This window comes from Rivularia sp. PCC 7116, assembly GCF_000316665.1.
Lineage (GTDB): Bacteria > Cyanobacteriota > Cyanobacteriia > Cyanobacteriales > Nostocaceae > Rivularia.
The window spans coordinates 1,663,332-1,680,502 of the sequence record NC_019678.1; the positions used below are offsets into that span (position 1 = coordinate 1,663,332).

Annotated in this window: 10 protein-coding genes; 4 read left to right on the plus strand and 6 right to left on the minus strand. The window is 35.7% G+C overall.

Annotated features, from left to right (window positions below; translation table 11 throughout):
* The first annotated feature begins 10 nt into the window (after positions 1 to 10).
* Complete coding sequence (locus tag RIV7116_RS06340) at positions 11 to 1,156, plus strand: hypothetical protein (protein ID WP_015117451.1); 1,146 nt, start codon at positions 11 to 13, stop codon at positions 1,154 to 1,156.
* Between the two features lie 59 nt (positions 1,157 to 1,215).
* On the opposite strand, the gene RIV7116_RS06345 is transcribed toward RIV7116_RS06340, so the two are convergent.
* Both RIV7116_RS06345 and RIV7116_RS06350 read right to left on the minus strand, forming a co-directional pair.
* Positions 1,216 to 1,485, minus strand: coding sequence for an HNH endonuclease (locus RIV7116_RS06345; protein ID WP_015117452.1), 270 nt, complete (start codon positions 1,483 to 1,485; stop codon positions 1,216 to 1,218).
* A 102-nt stretch (positions 1,486 to 1,587) separates the two neighbouring features.
* Positions 1,588 to 2,577: a metal ABC transporter solute-binding protein, Zn/Mn family gene (locus RIV7116_RS06350; protein WP_015117453.1), complete on the minus strand. Its 990-nt coding sequence runs from the start codon at positions 2,575 to 2,577 to the stop codon at positions 1,588 to 1,590.
* 112 nt (positions 2,578 to 2,689) lie between these two features.
* Here RIV7116_RS06350 and RIV7116_RS06355 point away from each other — a divergent pair, with 112 nt between their 5' ends.
* A complete protein-coding gene (locus RIV7116_RS06355) occupies positions 2,690 to 3,640 on the plus strand; it encodes a hypothetical protein (RefSeq protein ID WP_015117454.1) in 951 nt (316 codons plus the stop codon).
* A 207-nt stretch (positions 3,641 to 3,847) separates the two neighbouring features.
* Here RIV7116_RS06355 and topA read toward each other — a convergent pair whose 3' ends face one another.
* Complete coding sequence (gene topA / locus RIV7116_RS06360; RefSeq protein WP_015117455.1) at positions 3,848 to 6,007, minus strand: type I DNA topoisomerase; 2,160 nt, start codon at positions 6,005 to 6,007, stop codon at positions 3,848 to 3,850.
* 547 nt (positions 6,008 to 6,554) lie between these two features.
* Here topA and RIV7116_RS06365 point away from each other — a divergent pair.
* A complete protein-coding gene (locus RIV7116_RS06365) occupies positions 6,555 to 6,932 on the plus strand; it encodes a hypothetical protein (protein ID WP_015117456.1) in 378 nt (125 codons plus the stop codon).
* A 370-nt stretch (positions 6,933 to 7,302) separates the two neighbouring features.
* Positions 7,303 to 8,412: a non-hydrolyzing UDP-N-acetylglucosamine 2-epimerase gene (wecB, locus tag RIV7116_RS06370; protein WP_015117457.1), complete on the plus strand. Its 1,110-nt coding sequence runs from the start codon at positions 7,303 to 7,305 to the stop codon at positions 8,410 to 8,412.
* A gap of 42 nt (positions 8,413 to 8,454) precedes the next feature.
* On the opposite strand, the gene RIV7116_RS06375 is transcribed toward wecB, so the two are convergent.
* From RIV7116_RS06375 to RIV7116_RS06385, 3 genes are all read right to left on the minus strand, one after another.
* Positions 8,455 to 13,935: a trifunctional serine/threonine-protein kinase/ATP-binding protein/sensor histidine kinase gene (locus tag RIV7116_RS06375; protein WP_015117458.1), complete on the minus strand. Its 5,481-nt coding sequence runs from the start codon at positions 13,933 to 13,935 to the stop codon at positions 8,455 to 8,457.
* Between the two features lie 270 nt (positions 13,936 to 14,205).
* Entirely contained in the window at positions 14,206 to 15,837 is a 1,632-nt protein-coding gene (locus tag RIV7116_RS06380) for an NAD(P)-binding domain-containing protein (protein ID WP_015117459.1), read from the minus strand.
* 164 nt (positions 15,838 to 16,001) lie between these two features.
* A complete protein-coding gene (locus tag RIV7116_RS06385) occupies positions 16,002 to 16,748 on the minus strand; it encodes a hypothetical protein (RefSeq protein WP_015117460.1) in 747 nt (248 codons plus the stop codon).
* Positions 16,749 to 17,171 lie beyond the last annotated feature (423 nt).

Below are 17,171 nucleotides of genomic sequence, written 5' to 3' on the forward strand. Positions count from 1 at the left end.
GGTAAATATTATGGCAGATGATTTAAATAGTTTAGAGCAACTAGAAAGAGAAATAGCTGATTACCGCAGTAAGTTTCAGCAATCTTCTAAAGTTATTGATGATTTAGCGCAAATTCAATTTGATTTTGAGGACGTTACAGATGAGTATCAAGAACTAAACAACGAACATCAAGTGCTGACGGAATATATCAAGAAAACACAAACTGAATTTGCGGCTTTAAAAGTTGAATCAAGAAATAATATTGACGAAATAGTTCGGACACAGGAAAATTTTAATCGAGCTTTCACTACATTTGAAAATGCAGCTATAGAAAATATCAATCAAAAACTAGAAATATCAAATCAGCGTCTTATAGAATTAGAAAATCATACAAAACAACGATTAGAAGCAAGTTTCAATGGAGCGAAACAAGCTTTAAACTCACTGCAAACTCAATCAACAGATGCTGTAAATCAAATAACTCAAATACAAGAAGATTTCAACCAACGCTTTGCAAATCTTGAAAAAGTAAACTTAAAGCAGATACAAGAAACTCAACAAAGCTTGAATAACCATTTCAAAACTCTCGAAACAAATACTGAATCAAAATGGGAGCAATTTCAGCAGCAGACTAATTATCAAAGAAATATATTTAGGGAAAATAGTGAGCAGCGCTTCACAAAATTAACAGAAAACATTGATACTCGGCTAGAAGAAAGATTAGATGAGACGACACAAGTTTTAAACTCACTGCAAACTCAATCAACAGATGCTGTAAATCAAATAACCCGAACGCAAGAAGATTTCAACCAGCGTTTTGAAAACCTCGAAAAGAATAACTTAAAGCAGATACAACAAAATCAAGAAAGTTTGAATCAGCGTTTAACAACTTTTGAAAATGCAACTGAGTCAAAATTAAACCAGTACCAGCAACAGATTTCTTCCGATATAACTAAATTAGAACAGAACAATCAAAATCTGAATAAAAAGCTTGAACTACAACTTACAGAATTAAATAAAAGTACAAAAAGAACACAATCGCTCGCTATTATTGCTATTGTGCTAGGTATCATTGCTGCAACTTTTGCAGTACTTCCATTCTTCTCTAAAACGACAAATGAAGTAGAATCTCGTAGCTTTCAAACACCACGAGTTTCTAAACATAATATGCTTTAGTATCACCAGAGTGATGAGTTAGGAGTTATAAATACTGCTGACTGTTCACTGTTCACTGTTTATTTTCTCTTGCCTCTAACCTGAACTTTCCTATCAGTCTTCTGCTTCTTCACCCATTTCAAAAACTTCTGCATTTGCGGTTCATCTTTAAGCAAATCGGCAGTATTTAACTCTTTCGCTAAACGATTATTATCGTACAGCGTATGAACTTGTTTATGGCAAGCAGAGCAAATATTAATTCTCGGACCATGTTTACCATTTTTATGTTTGGGAATCAGGTGATGTACCGTCAGCTTTTCCAAATCCCGCTGGCATAATTCACAAATCATAATATTAAAGGTTGAAGGTCAAAGGTTAAAGGTTAAAGGTTAAAAGTTAAAGGTTAAAGTTCAAAGTATAATAGCTCTTAACAACTAACAAATAACAACTAACTATTCAAATATCAAATAAGTTCCCTCCAACCCTTCTAAAATTGTCCTTGTATTAGCTGTCATCATCTTTTGATAAGTATCTGCTCCGCTTCCCGGTACGCCTAAACTTTCTGTAAAAAGCTGCCTTTGGGATATATTTACTCGTGCTTCTTTAGCTACGGACTTGATTAATTCAGGGCTAATTGTAGGCTGTGCGAAGATTGTGGGTACTTGGGTTTTTGCTAATGTCGTAGCTAATAGTTTAACTTTGGTATCTGATGTTTTTTCTGTAGGACTAATAAATCTCAAGGTTCCTGCTAATTTCAAACCATAAGCACGAACGTAGTAAGCCATCTCATCATGAGTTGTGACTAAAGTGCGTTTCTTGGGAGGAATACTTTCAATTCTTGTTTTTATCCAATTGTCTAATTCTAAAAGTTGTTTCTTTATTTTCTTAGTATTATTTTGATAGAGTTTGGCATTTTCTGGTATTTCTCTAACTAAATTAATACTAATTACATCTATCATTTTGATGGCATTTTTGGCATTGTGCCATACGTAAGGGTCGGCGACTTTTTTCCCATTTCTAGTTACCATCAGTGGTGAAGGTACGGCTATTTTTGCTACGGGAAGCTTTGGTGCTTTATTTTTACTTGAAAGGATAAATTTTTCTAATCTAGGTTCTAAATTGTAACCGTTAAAAATAATTAATTTAGCTTGATTTATTGCTTCTTGGTCTGCTGGTGTTGGCTGATAGACTTTGGGATTTATTGATGGTGAAGTTAAACACTTAAGACTAATTGTTTTTCCCGCAATTTGTTTTGTTAAGTCACATAAAACACTTGTTGTTGCAACTACTAAAGGTAAATCTTTCTTAATTGTAGTAGTAGTAACAGTTGTTGTATAAGAAGCAGTTTTATTCGCATCTGAATTATTACAGCCATAAATTGATACAGTAGCTAAAACAAAGATAATACGCAAAACTTTGTTTAAAGGTAGTTTTTCTAACATATAGTTATAATTAGCATCTGTTTGATGGAGGTTGAATACTACTTGTTTTTGTGAGTTAGAATGATTATCATTGTCACTAGAACAAATATTTCTTCAGCATTAAGGTATCGCAATGACTATAAATACAGTTAATGCATCTTCTAATCAAGAACTTGTCATAGCTTTAATGGGTAAAGGTGGGACGGGTAAGACTTTTACTTCATTAGGTTTAATCCAGAGTTTGAGAAAGTTGGATAAAGCAATGATTGTAGCGGATGCAGATACTAATAGGTCGCTTTCGCGCTATCTTGCTGGTCATTATTTGGGATATGGGGAAGAAGAGTTAAAGCAACTTCCTTTGATGACTCAAGCAGAGCAGGATTTTTACGAGTTTCAGCAATTGGATTCCGAGCGAACCTACCGCGAATTTTACGGTACTCCATTCGATCGCGTTAAGAATTTTTCAGTTGAACCACCAGACTCTTTTACTCAGAAGTACATCAAATCTCTTGACGAAAAACTTGCATTGATGTCCGTAGGAACAAGTGCTTTGCGTAAGGAAGAGCTTTATTCTAATCGGTGTTCTCACGCTACACTAAATCCGTTAAAAGCCTGGTTAGCTTTATCTACAAATGGAATTATACTAGCAGACTGTGGTGGTGGGGAAGATGTTGGTAGATTTGGTTTACCCATTGGTGCCCATGTGGTAGTTGTGGTAGTGGAAGCAACTCCTGATTCTATTGCGATTTCTGAAGATATCCGTGCTATCGATGAAGAATTAGGAATTCCCGTAGTTTATGTTTTAAACAAATGTCTCAATCAGTTTCCGGAAGTTGAAGCTTTTGAAGCGGAGCATCAAGATACTATTGTAGGTAAAATTCCTTTCATACCTACAATTTACGGAAAAAATCCTTTAGAAGTATTCGGCGAGATTGAACCTATATTTAACCCAATAATTGAGAAAATCCTCTCTCAGAAATTGAGTTCACCCCAGCAAAGATGGGAAAGAGTATTAAGATGGCAAAAAAGACTACAGCAACAAATGGAAACTAAGAAAAGTCAATCGTTTAGTTTTGTTTCTTAACATCTGGCATTTTTATTTTGTATTTTATATTAGTTGCTTCTTGCTTCTTGTTCCCAGTCTGCGCCTGGGAATACATATCAAGAGGCTCTGCCTCTTAATATACCGCGAGGCAGAGCCTCAAGTAATTAGATTCCCAGCCAGAGACTGGGAACCAGTGAATAACTACCAATTACCAATTACCAATTATCCATTACCAATTACCCATTCTCACAGATTCCCAAACTTCGGACTCCACCATCCTTTAGCAGTATTAAAATAAACCGCTTCTTTGTGTTTCTTCTCTTGCCGTGCTTTAGAATCCGAACACCGTAACATAGTCTTCTTTTGCCCTTCTTTGGTATAAGCGTATTCTTCCAATGGTTTTTTACAAACCGGACAAGGATACTTGGTAACTTTTCCAGGAGGTTTCTTAGCTACGGGGTTTTGATCGTCTTTTGAGCGTGGAGCTTGCCAAGTTTTGTTGTAATCGCTCCAAAATAAAACCACGTTTTCACAACCGCTGAGGCATTTCAGAAAATATTTCTTTTTAACTTTGCTGCTCTTAATTTTTGCTAAATGATTATTGCATTCGGGACAGCGAGTTCTGGATTTATCGTATTTTCGCTCGGCAGCGGGATAATTTTTCTTCCCATTCGACGCAGCAACGGGTACAGTTTTTGCTTTTACTAAAGCTGGTGCAAAATAATCTTGATTCCAATTTGTCAGATATTTCTGCCAAGGTTGTTTTCCCGAAGCAATGCTATCGAGGGCATCTTCCATTTGGGCGGTAAATTCTGTTTTTAATAAATCTGGTAAAGCCTTTTGTAAAAAATCATCTACCTCTAGTCCTAAATTTGTAGGCTGCAAATTAGACTTTGTTAACTGCACGTAGCCGCGTTTTTTCAAAGTTGCAATTGTGGGAGAATAAGTACTGGGACGACCAATTCCTTTACGTTCCATTAACTGAACTAACTTCGGTTCGCTGTATCTCGGTGGTGGTTGAGTTTGCTTCTTCTCATGTCCGGCATTTTCTAAAGTTAAAGTTTGTCCTTGTTCTAAATTCGGTAAAAGCGTATCTTTGCTCAAATTTGCCCAGTATTTGGCATAGCCGAGAAACTCTACTACCTGTCCCCTAGCTTGCCAAAGTACTTCACCCGATTTGATAATTACCAAAGTTTTACGAAGTTGAGCCGCACGACATTGAGAAGCAACCGCTCTTTTCCATATCAATACATATAAATTAAACTCGTCAGAGGAAAGTTCAACTCGCAACTCCACCGAAGGACGAAATACATTAGTCGGACGAATCGCTTCATGAGCTTCCTGAGCCGTTTTTTTACTGCGATGTCTCGCCGTTTTATTCGGTAAATTCTGCGGATCGTTTTGCTCCAACCACTTACGCACGCTAGCGCAAAACTCCGGACTCAACATTACCGAATCCGTCCGCATATAGGTAATTAAACCAGCTTCATAAAGCTTTTGTGCTACCTGCATGGTTTTCTCCGGCGCAAATTTTAATCTAGAACCAGCTGCTTGTTGCAGCGTAGAAGTAATAAAAGGTGGAGGTGGTTGACGACTGGCAATTTTTCCTTCGTATTGGATAATTTGATGGGGATGATTTCGCGCCTCTGTCACCAAACGTTCCGCTTCAGCTTCCGAAAGCACCCGAGTGGATTCGGCTTTTTCCGACTTTTTAACTACCGTGTCATCATTTTCTTGATTATCTTGCTGTGTCGTCTCAGCAGCAGAATTCACCATTCCCTTATAAAAAGCGCGGAACCCTTCAACATAATCTACCCAAACGCTCCAATAATCTTGAGGTACAAAAGTGAGAATTTCTCTCTCTCGCTGACATATTAAATGTAGAGTTGCACTTTGAACCCTGCCGACACTCTTTGCACCATTATTCAAAGCCCAAACTAAAGGACTTCCCTTATAACCAACTAACTTATCTAAACAATCTCGGCACAATCCAGCACCAACCAAATTAGCATCCAGCCTTCTAGGTTTGGCAACAGCAGCCCGCACAGCAGACTCCGTAATTTCGGTGTAAACAACCCGTTTTGGTTCTCTTAATCCCAAAGCTTCCTTGAGATGCCAAGCAATCGTTTCCCCCTCTCTATCGGGATCTGTAGCTAAAACCACCTCTTGAACCTGTTTAGCAGCAGCTTTCAACTTACTAATAGTTTCCTTCGCTTGCTGGCTGCGCGGAATATAGCAACACCGCACGTTAGTGCCATCCATAATAAAGCCCAGAGAATCCTCACCTTCATTACTGAGTTCTCGAATGTGCCCGCAACTTGCGCGAACAATCCACTCACTTCCCAGGATTTTACTCAGCTTTTTAACTTTACCGGGAGATTCCACTATCAGCAGGCGTTTGGGCATGACACTAATAGATTCAGATGCGACTAAAAAAGACTTATAAGTTTTAATATGACATTTATAGTACAGTTGTTTTGAATAATTTTATTTCGATTAAAAAAATTAATAAATATCTATTTATTAGGAATTGAGCATAGGGCATTGGTGATTATTAACTTCTAACTTGTAATTCATAATTCCTGACTCTTAGCATTTTTGTACTTGTCATTGATTAAAAGAAAATGAAAAATATTAGAATCAGTCAGCATTTGAATAAGAAATGTTAAGCAAACTAGATTCAAGCCTTCTATCAAAAGTATTAACTATTAGGTTTAAATTTGCTGGTATGCCTTTTGATAGATGATAAAAACGGGTTGGATAGATAATTTACAAAAAAAGAGCAATACATAATTACAAAATATTAACTGTAAAGTTTGTTAAATAAATGCTCATTTTGGCATCCAACTTATATATACTTGGTTTCTATGAATGTTGAATATGTTGATCCCGCTGGGATTTAATAAATAATCGTTGGTTTTCAAACTATATATTGTACTTTGGAGGAAAAATAATGGCTTTGTCACAAACTACCGATATGGGAAAAACTTACTCATTATTAATGATAAAAAGCTTTTTAATATGGACTTTTACACTGGCAGTATGCTTGCTGGTTGTCGGTTTTCCTTTAGTGGTTTTAATGGCTACGGTTGGATGTTTGCTTTCAATTGTTCTGCAATCTGTAATGCCCGCTAGCGCAGTTTTGGTAGTAGCCGGTAGCTTGATTATGTTTAACGTTATGGCAGTAGTAGTAGCTGCTGGCGTGTTAACACTTCGAGGCGTTCATCCTACAGAAATTAAATGGTTAAGCTGGCTGCATGGGGAAGAAGAAGAGTTGAATGCAACTGTTTATGCAGCTTGTCCTTTGACTTGCGAAGTTGAATCTTTGTAATTAGAGACATTTGTGATATCCGATTATAGCCATCATTGTTAAATTCGACAAACAGTGCAACTGCCCGGTTAAACCGGGTTTTTTCATTTTTATAGAAATTGGGTATGGGGCATAGGGCATCGGGCATCGGGGATTGGGATAGAACTTATGAATTAGAAATGTTTTATTTCAGATTTTTGATTAAAAGCCTTAACTTGCCACGAATGGTATTCCTTAGATAATAGCCAATTACTAATTCTTAATCCCCCAATGCTCAATGCCCAACGCCCGATGCCCTATTCCCATATTTTTAAATTGTGACAATCTACTATTGACGAATCATCCTCTGATAATGACTATTGACTATTAAAAGCGTGAATTATGACTAATTATGAAGCGAGTTTGTATTATCTTAGGTACTCGTCCCGAAGCGATTAAGCTTGCTCCGGTGATTCAAACTTTTCAAGCTTGTGAAAGCCTGGAAACTCAAGTAATTTTAACCGGACAGCATCGCGAAATGGTTGAACAGGTGATGGGATTGTTCAATTTAAAAGCTTCTCGCGATTTAGAGATTATGCAGCCAAAACAATCTCTGAGCGATATTACTTGTCGTAGCTTGCGCGGGTTGCAGGAGCTATTCGAGGAAAATGAGCCGAACTTAGTTTTGGCACAGGGAGATACAACAACAGCTTTTGCAGCTGCTTTAGCAGCTTTTTATAAAAAAATTCCTATTGGTCATGTCGAAGCAGGGTTAAGAACCGATAATATATTTAATCCTTATCCAGAAGAAGCCAATCGACGTTTGATTTCTCAAATTGCCCAACTGCATTTTGCACCGACACCTTTAGCTGAAGAAAATTTACAAAGTTCTGCGGTGTTAGGGGAAATTCACATGACGGGTAATACCGTGATTGATGCGCTGTTGAATGTAGCGAAAAGTCAACCTCCCTGTAACGTGCCCGGTTTGGAGTGGAATAACTATCGAGTTATTTTAGCTACTGTTCACCGTCGAGAGAATTGGGGAGAACCCCTCGAAAGTATTGGTAATAGCTTTTTACAGATATTAGATAAATTTCCCGATACAGCATTATTGCTACCATTGCACCGCAACCCCACCGTAAGAGAGCCGTTACAAGCAATGTTAGGGAATCATCCTCGAATTTTCTTAACAGAACCATTAGACTACGCTCAACTAGTCGGAGCCATAATGCGATCGCACTTATTGCTTACAGATTCCGGTGGGTTACAAGAAGAAGCTCCCAGTTTAGGAAAACCAGTATTAGTGCTTAGAGAAACCACTGAGAGACCAGAAGCAGTCAGCGCCGGTACAGCAAAGCTTGTAGGAACCGACACTCAAACAATTGTCGCTAGTGCAGCACAGCTATTAAGTAATCGGGCAGCTTATGAAACAATGGCAAACGCAATTAATCCCTTCGGAGATGGAAAAGCTTCCGAGAGGATTTTGCAAATTGTGCGGGATTATTTGAAAGTTAGCAGTTAAGAGTTAGGAGTTAGCAATTACCAATTGATAACTGTTCACTGTTCACTGCTCACTGTCCTCTTCCTCTTCCAAAGGTAGTTCGATAACAAATTCCGCTCCGTTGCCAGGGGAAGAAAGACAGTATAAGTTACCACCATGGGTTTCTGTTACTATTTGATGGCTAATTGATAATCCTAAACCAGTTCCTTTTCCTTCAGGTTTAGTGGTGTAGAATGCATTAAATAGTTGATTTCTGACTTCTTCTGGCATTCCAGGGCCGTTATCTGCAATACGGATAGTTACTTTGTCTTCATCTGCTGAAGTACGGATAGTAATAACATTGGGATTTTTCTCAATTTCTGCGTAAGTTTTGCCTTCATTAAATTCATCTAAAGCATCAATTGCATTTGCCAACAAGTTCATAAATGCCTGATTTAATTGACCCGAATAACACTTAACCAAAGGTAACTCTTCGTACTTTTTTACAACTTCTATCTTGGGACGTTGTGAGTTTGCTTTAAAACGATGTTGCAAAATCATCAAAGTTGTTTCTATGCCTTCGTGAGGATTGACAGGCTTTTTATCAGCGGTATCAGTTCGAGAAAAATTCCGTAAAGACTGCATAATATCGCGAATTCTGTCAGTTCCCAATTCCATAGAAGTTATCATCTTAGGTAAATCTTCAAGGAGGTAATCTAGGTCTATTTCTTCTTGGAAGGTTTCAATTTCATCTGGTGGGGAAGGTAGGTTAGCTTGGTATAGAGTTAACAGCTCTAGTAAATCTTCGATGTATTGATTCGCGATAGATAAATTACCAGCAATAAATCCAACGGGATTATTCACTTCGTGAGCAACACCTGCTACCAATTGTCCCAAAGAAGAGATTTTTTCAGTTTGTACCAACTGCGCTTGAGTTTGCTGGAGTGTTTCGAGAGATTGCTGTAACTGGTGCGACTTTTCTTGTTCCCCGGCATAGAGATGAGCATTTTCGATTGCGATCGCAGCTTGTGAGGTAAGTAGTTTAAGGATTTCCAGTCGCGAGTTTGTGAATGCACCAGTAACTTGATTGTTTTCGAGGTAAATAATTCCGGTGAACTTACCTTGGTAGAAAATGGGAGCGCATAAAACCGATTTAGGCTGTTGGCAGAGTATGTAGGAATCCTCTTTATAAATTGCTTCTTGAGTTGCGTCGTTGAGTACCAAGGGTTGCTGAGTTCTCGCAACGTAGTGAACAACGGTTAAGGGGATATCTTTGCTTTCTTCTATAGGAGTTGATTGCAATACAACCAAATCACGATCTTGGTCATTATCGATAGCTTCAATAAATAGCTGCTCGTCTTTAAGTAAAATTAAACAACCTTTTTGAGCAGCAGCATTTTCTAAAATAATAGATAACAGCTTATCAAGGAGATTATCTAAAACGATTTCGCTGGTAATAGCCTCACTTGCCTTCATTACCGTAGTTAAATCTAGAATATTATTGCTATTAGTAGATGAGCCTAAAGCTCTCGAAGAACTACTAACAATAGTTCTGCTGATGTCTTGTTCGGGTATGCTGCTTTCGCTGCGAATAATTAAATTAGGAAAACGTTCTTCTAAATCCTTAACCTTAGCTAAAGCACCCCAGCGAATATAGCCATAGTAAGCATCAGTCATATAGGTTTTAGCAATCTTATCCTTACCTAAATTGAGATAAAACTGCGCTGCAAGTTCGTTGCCTAGGGCTTCCTCTTGGGTGTAACCGTTTTCTTTCGCTCCAGCAATAGCGCGATCGTATAGATCCATTGCTTTGACATCTTTACCAAAGATTTGTGCTTTCTCAGCTTCAACTAAATCGTACTTGTGCTGGAAATTACAGGCTGCATGATGCGCCCATTTTTTCATTTTCTTCTGATTTGCAGCTACTTTTTTCAGGTATTGCTTTTGTTCGGTGGAAGTTACGTTTTTGTAATTTGCGAGGAGTGCGAGAGAGTAGTAGTAATTGTTGACGCAGTATAAATAGAAGCCTGGGTTGCTTTCTTGATATTTTTCAGTTTGGCTAGCGTTTTCGATTGCTTGTGTATAGTCTTGAAAATAATAGCTGAGAATAGTTTTGCAATTATGAAAAATACTGAACCAGGTTGCATTTTTTTCAAAAAGAGCAACCATTTCTACTTCATCAAAACTATTACCGACTAAAGAAAACTTGCTGAAGCTATGATGTTGCAAATTCTGTAAGCTTTGTTTCATCACGCTAATAATTAAAGCTACCGAAGTGAGCTTTAATTTCTGCATTAGTTCAATATATTGCGTTATTTTTTTATCAACTAATTCAAGGTTATTTCCACTTAAAAATAAATTTTTACTTATATTCCAAGCACTATAACTTGCAAATTCTATATCACCAGTTTCTATTCCATTTTGTATACCTTCTTGCATCGACAAAATTGTTTGCTTCACTGGCTCTTTAAAATGTCCAATCATAGCGTTGAACAAAAAATAAATTTTGCACTTGAGTGAACTAGCACTCATTTTGTCAAGCACTGATATACTTAAACGCCCGAATCTATAACCTTTTTCAATATCTCCAAATTTTTCACATAGTATTGCACCATAGGCATCATAAGCGAAAGCAGCAGCCCCACAATTACCATATTTAACTGATAACCGAACCATTGCCAATACTGCTAATGGAAAGTACAAAGAGCCTCCCATACTAGCAGCAGGAGCTATAAGCATTAGTATTTGCATAGCAGCTAGTTTATAAGCATCAGTCATTCTAGGCAAATAAGCTAAATCTTCGATTTTTCTTCCAGCTAAAGTTAATTTAGTTTGCAAAGCAGAAACCAAAATATACCCCATTTTTGGTTCGGCAGGTAATCGCACACCGAGTAGCTTTAAAACCTGGACTCCTATTTCTAAAGCTTCTGACATACGGTTTTGAGCGATACTAGACTGGATCTGAATTTCATATATTCTGACTTTATCCAAAATAGTATTAGCTTTTTGCAGTGTGAACTTGCCTAATTTTTTTGATTTTTCAAAATTACCATGTAGATATTCTGCTTCTACAGCCTCTATATGTATGCTTAATATTAGTTCGTAGCTATTTTGCCAATTACAATTTTCTAAAAGCCCTAATGCTATATTTAAATACTTAATGGCAGATTCATAAGCTGTAGCTGTTTTTGCTTTTCTCCCTGCCATCAAATTAAGTTTTGCTAACTCTTCTTTCTGATATTTATTCTCAATTAGAGCTACACCAAAATTTAGCTGATTCACAATATCTAAAATATTGTCCGAAAGTAATTCTGGTGGGGTTTTCTTTAATAATAACTGACCTATCTTAAGATGAGTTGCTTTTTTATCTGATTCTGGAATGAATGAATATGCTGCTTGCTGAACGCGGTCATGTAAAAATCGATAACCAACTCTTGAAATGTTGGACTTTAAACTAATTACAGATAAATTTTTATAGCTTATATCTTTATCATCTTTTTCTATATTGTCTTCAAATACTAAAGGTATTTTGTAAGCTTCACTTAGGGGTAAAATCAATCCAGCCTGTAACGCCGCGTCTAATTCTTTAGCAGTACTGACTGAAAATTTTTCGTTTACAATTGACAGCACATCAAGTGTAAATTTATCTCCAATACAGGCTGCTAGCTGCAATACTTTTTGTGTAGATTCTGGTAGTTTTTTTATCCTATTGGCTACTAGCTCTACTATACTTTTGTCAGTTATACCTATAGTTTGAATTTCTTCAATATCCCACTTCCACATTCCTTGACTTTTCTGTTTATTCATTAGAGACGAGAAGGGAGTAAAATCGAATTTTAAAAGGTTTTCTTGATAAAGCGTTTGCAATAGTTGATTAATGAAAAAAGGATTGCTACCAGTTTTATTATAAATTAACTCAGCCAGAGTATTGACTCTTTCTGTATCGTCGTTTAAAGTTTCAGCTACTAACTGAGTTACATCTGTAATTTCAAGTGACTTTAAAACAATATTATTAACAATTGCATTATTTCTCTCAATTTCTTCTACAGTCTGAATTAAAGGATGAGTTGAACTAACTTCGTTATCGCGGTAAGCTCCAATCAGTAGTAAATGTTTAGTTTCGGATTCACCAGTCAATATTTGCATCAACTTCAATGTTCCAGAGTCTGCCCATTGTAAGTCATCAAGAAAAATAACTAAAGGATGTTCTTTTTGAGCAAAGACATTAATAAACTCGGAAAAAACACGATTAAAACGGTTTTGCGCTTCCATTCCAGCCAATTCGGATATTTCCACTTGTTTACCAATGATGAGTTCAACTTCTGGAATTACATCAATGATTACCTGTCCATTTGCACCAACAGCAGCTAATATTTTGCTGCGCCATTTTTCGAGTTCATTTGCACTTTCTGTAAGTAGCTGCTGCATCAAGCTACTAAAAGCTTGAATTAATGAAGCGTAAGGAATATTGCGTTTGAATTGGTCAAACTTACCGCTAATAAAGTAACCGCGCTTTTCGGTAATAGGTTTATTTACTTCGTAAACTACTGATGATTTACCAATTCCCGAGTACCCAGAAACTAGCATCAGTTCGCGACTTCCTTTACTGACTCTTTCAAAAGCATCAAGAAGTAGATTAACTTGAGTTTCCCTACCGTAAAGCTTTTGAGGAATGAGTAATTGACTTAATATATCCAATCTTCCTGGTTGGAACTCAACAATCGTTCCCGTCATTTCTAACTGTTCGCGACACAGTTCTAAATCGGCTAAAATTCCTTTTGCTGTTTGATAGCGGTCTTCGGCGTTTTTCGCGATCAACTTTTTTACTACATTTGCGATCGCATTAGGAACTTCTGGATTTAGTTGTTGAATTTGAATGGGTTGTCTAGCAATATGGGAGTGAATTAACTCTAAGGGGTCTTTACTTTGAAAAGGTACTCTACCAGTAAGCATTTCATAGAAAGTTACACCAAGCGAATAAAAATCGGTGCGATAGTCAAGGACTCGATTCATTCTCCCGGTTTGCTCAGGAGACATGTATGTTAATGTTCCTTCAAGTTGGTTAGGGTCAGTTAATAGCAGTTTTTCCTTACTGAGTCTTGAAGCGATACTAAAGTCAGTAAGCTTAACTTGTCCTGTTTCAGAATTAATAATTATATTATCAGCTTTAATATCTTTATGAATAATGTTGTGTGAGTGCAGCGAGACTAAAGCTTTTGCTAATTGAACTGCAATATTTAAAAACTTTAATAAATTTAATTTTTGGTTATTAAGTACTTTTTTAAGAGATTGTCCCCCAAAATCTTCTAATACCAGTATCAAACGATTTTGCTCGGTTTCAAGCCTTAATATTTTAACGACACCTTCTAAGTCAAGATTTTCAGTAATTTTATATTCGTGCTTGAGACGAGTAATCGCATCTAAAGTAGGATAGTCTTCTTTAAGTATTTTAAGAATGACTTTTTGCTGATTTTTTTGCAATGTACCCCGATAAATAATGGTGTTGATTCCTTCGTATATGACTTCCGTAATGTCATAGCCAGGAACCAAGGTAGATGTGAGCATTACACAATCCTTCCTAGAAGACTATAAATGTGTTTGTATATCTAGGGTTCCCCAATATTCAGTTTTTTAAACACTTATAGGGGAAATTTGCTTAAAATTTAAAATATATTGTCAACTAGAGCAAAATTTTTATATGTGTTCTAAACTAAAAAATAATAATCCTAAACTAAAAGTTTATGAATATAAAAATAAATCCTGCCGACTTAGACTTATAAATAACTGATTGCCCGCTTTAATGTTTCAATAATTTTTGAACAAAATCAAAATTGTTTAATTAATGCTTGCTTGAGTTATTTCTTCATACTTAGGTAAAGCTAAAATCATTTGTGGCAAACTAGGTTTAGAACAATATATTAATTGCGAGTTCAAGAATTTCAATAATGGCTGTATATGTACATCTTCTAACCATTCACTCGCTAAATCCTCTATGATATGGTGTTCTGCGATTAGCTTACCTTTAGAAAAACGGCGAACAATTGGGTGAATAAATGCACTTTCCTGTGCTGCTTCTGTATTTTCTTTATGTATGCGCTCTATTGCAAAAGGGTTTTTATTAGCTTTAAAGATATCTAAGCCAAACTCTAAACTAATAGTGTAATAATGATTATTGTTACCTAATTCACTGTCATGCACATAATCAGTAGGAAGTTCTTGGTAGTATTGAGCATATTTATTATCATCTAATATTACAATTACATCGCATAAGAAACCAGTTTGTTGCCATAAACCCGCACTTATATTGATGCGCTCGATAATTTCATTAACGATTTTGTCTGGAGTCAAACTAATAGTCTTACATGGTAAATTATGATTTTCATATTTCTTGTCTAATATATGATGTAAAGCACGAATATTGTGGCGAAATCCATGAATAAAGCCGGATTGTTTTTTCTTGAAATCTCGCATATGCATCAACACTCCAGCAAAATACAAGTCTTTAATATTACTTGATTCCCATTCTGATGTTTGTTCTGGGAAACGGTTATTAATTGTCAATTGGGGCTTACAACTTTCATCAAAAATGGAAGCATCAAAGCGCCACCCAGCACATACAATTATGCGGTCATAAATTAAGCTTTCTTTTTCTTGATGTGCATGTGCATAGCTAAAAGATACTACAAACTTATTGTTCTCACGTTTAATATTATCAATAGTTGCATCAATGACAACATTTTGAGATTTTAGTTGATAAGTATCTAATATATTGTTATTTACCGCTCTTAAATGTCCTACATACTTAGTTTCCCATGCCATTTTTACAGGACTAGGACTAGCTAAATGAATTTGGGCGGTTGTATCAACTAAAGCATCAGCAGTTTCAAACCCTGAATTACCTTTTCCTATAATTAATACTTTCTCATTGATAAAATCTTCTGGATTAACAGAAATTTCTGTATAGTTCTCGGCTAATTCAATACCAGGAATTGCAGGAACGTAAGGTTTTGTAAAACCTGTAGCAATAATCAAGCGCTTACATGTAAAAGTATTCCCATTAGCGTCTACTAATCTAAAATTATCATCTTTAGAGATTTTGACTATCTTAGTATCATAGCTAATTTTGATATTAAAATGATTTGCAAAATCATTCAGATATTCGACTAATCTATCAGCATTAGGAAAATATCGTTTACTATAATTTTTAAATAGCATTTCTTCACTGTCACTTAGTAAAGAATTCCAGTCCCATCTTAAGTTAATTTCTGGATTATCATACCCTGTATAAACTTTATTAATGGAAATAAGTTTACGGTGTATAGGATACTTTTTAAAGAAAGTTCCTGGTTTTTCTCCTGCTTCTAATATGAGATAATCACGATTAGCCTTTTCAAGAAAATAACCTAGTTGCAATCCAGCAGGACCAGCACCAATAATTAAATAATCAAATTCTTTTTTATAATTCATTTTATACTATTTTGTATTTTGTTAAATAATTACTTTAAAGATAAAAATAATCCTGTATAAAAGTTACAATTATAGAATACAGGATATATAAATTAAGGTATTTGTTTGGATTATTGCTAGCTATTCCTGAAAAAGATTCAACTTAATATTTATTAAATTACTGATTAATTATTCACTAAAGGTTCCTCTAAAGGAGTAGCCTTTAAAAATGGCTGTTCAAAATAGTTATTTTGAGCATATTTCATCAAGTTGTTAACTAATTCAGAAAAAGTTGTATAAACAGTTTCAACTATATGTATAGCTTTTGCTTTCTCATCATCAGTCAGTTGAACATGTTCTAAAAGCTGCTCCATATTATCCATCCCAGCAAACACATGACCTGTTTCTACAGCAAGATGAGACGCTGAAAAATAACGATTTCGCTTTTGAGTAATTTGTTCAAGTTCTTGACCCACTTCTGCAAATGCAGAAAAAGCCACAATTCCTGTTGCTTCTACAGTTTCAATCGCAACTAATTTTATAGCTGTACTAGCATTGAGAGTACTTGCAACTAAGTTATAAGCAAGTAAGCGTGCTGTTTGTGTCTCTTCACCCCATAAAAACCTCAAAGTATCACTTAACTTTAAAGAAGAATCTAAACCTAATCTTTCTAAATCTGTAAGAAACCACTTCCAATGACGACCATCTTCATAACTATGAAAATTAATCATCTTTTGAATTGGATCTGTAGTTGGTTCCTTTCGTAGGATACAGTTATTTAAATCCTTTACACTCATTATTAGCGGAATTACACAAGGAACCCAAACTAATCTTTGTCTAGGATGTATGCTTTTATCTCGCAAGAACTGAAAAAATGGAAGCTGTGCAAATTCTTTATTTCTCTTCTCAATTAGTTCTAAAACTTCTTTCATTTTAATTCTCTAAGGTCAAGGTACAATATTCTTTGATTAAAGATGGTATTTGCACTAATCCCTGACACGCTCTTCTAATAAACTCAATACTTACCGAATGAAATGCAAATATTTTAGCTCTTAAAAGATTACAAGCTCAGAAGGCTTATTAAAATAATTGAGCTTAACATCAACTAACTTTTCTCAAACTTATTCATTAAACAATATTCAGCTTTAGCAGTGTTGTCTTCACTCCATAACTAATTACTAAGTGTGACAAAATATTTTTGAAATGGGTAGGGGTTTAGACTAATCTTTATTAAAAGAAAAATAATTAGAAAAAATACGGATAACTCAATCAACTATTAAGTCATGCCATATGCTTTTTAGTTGATATAATTTTCAGAGAAAATACTTAGGCTTTACTATTTATCTACTTAAAAT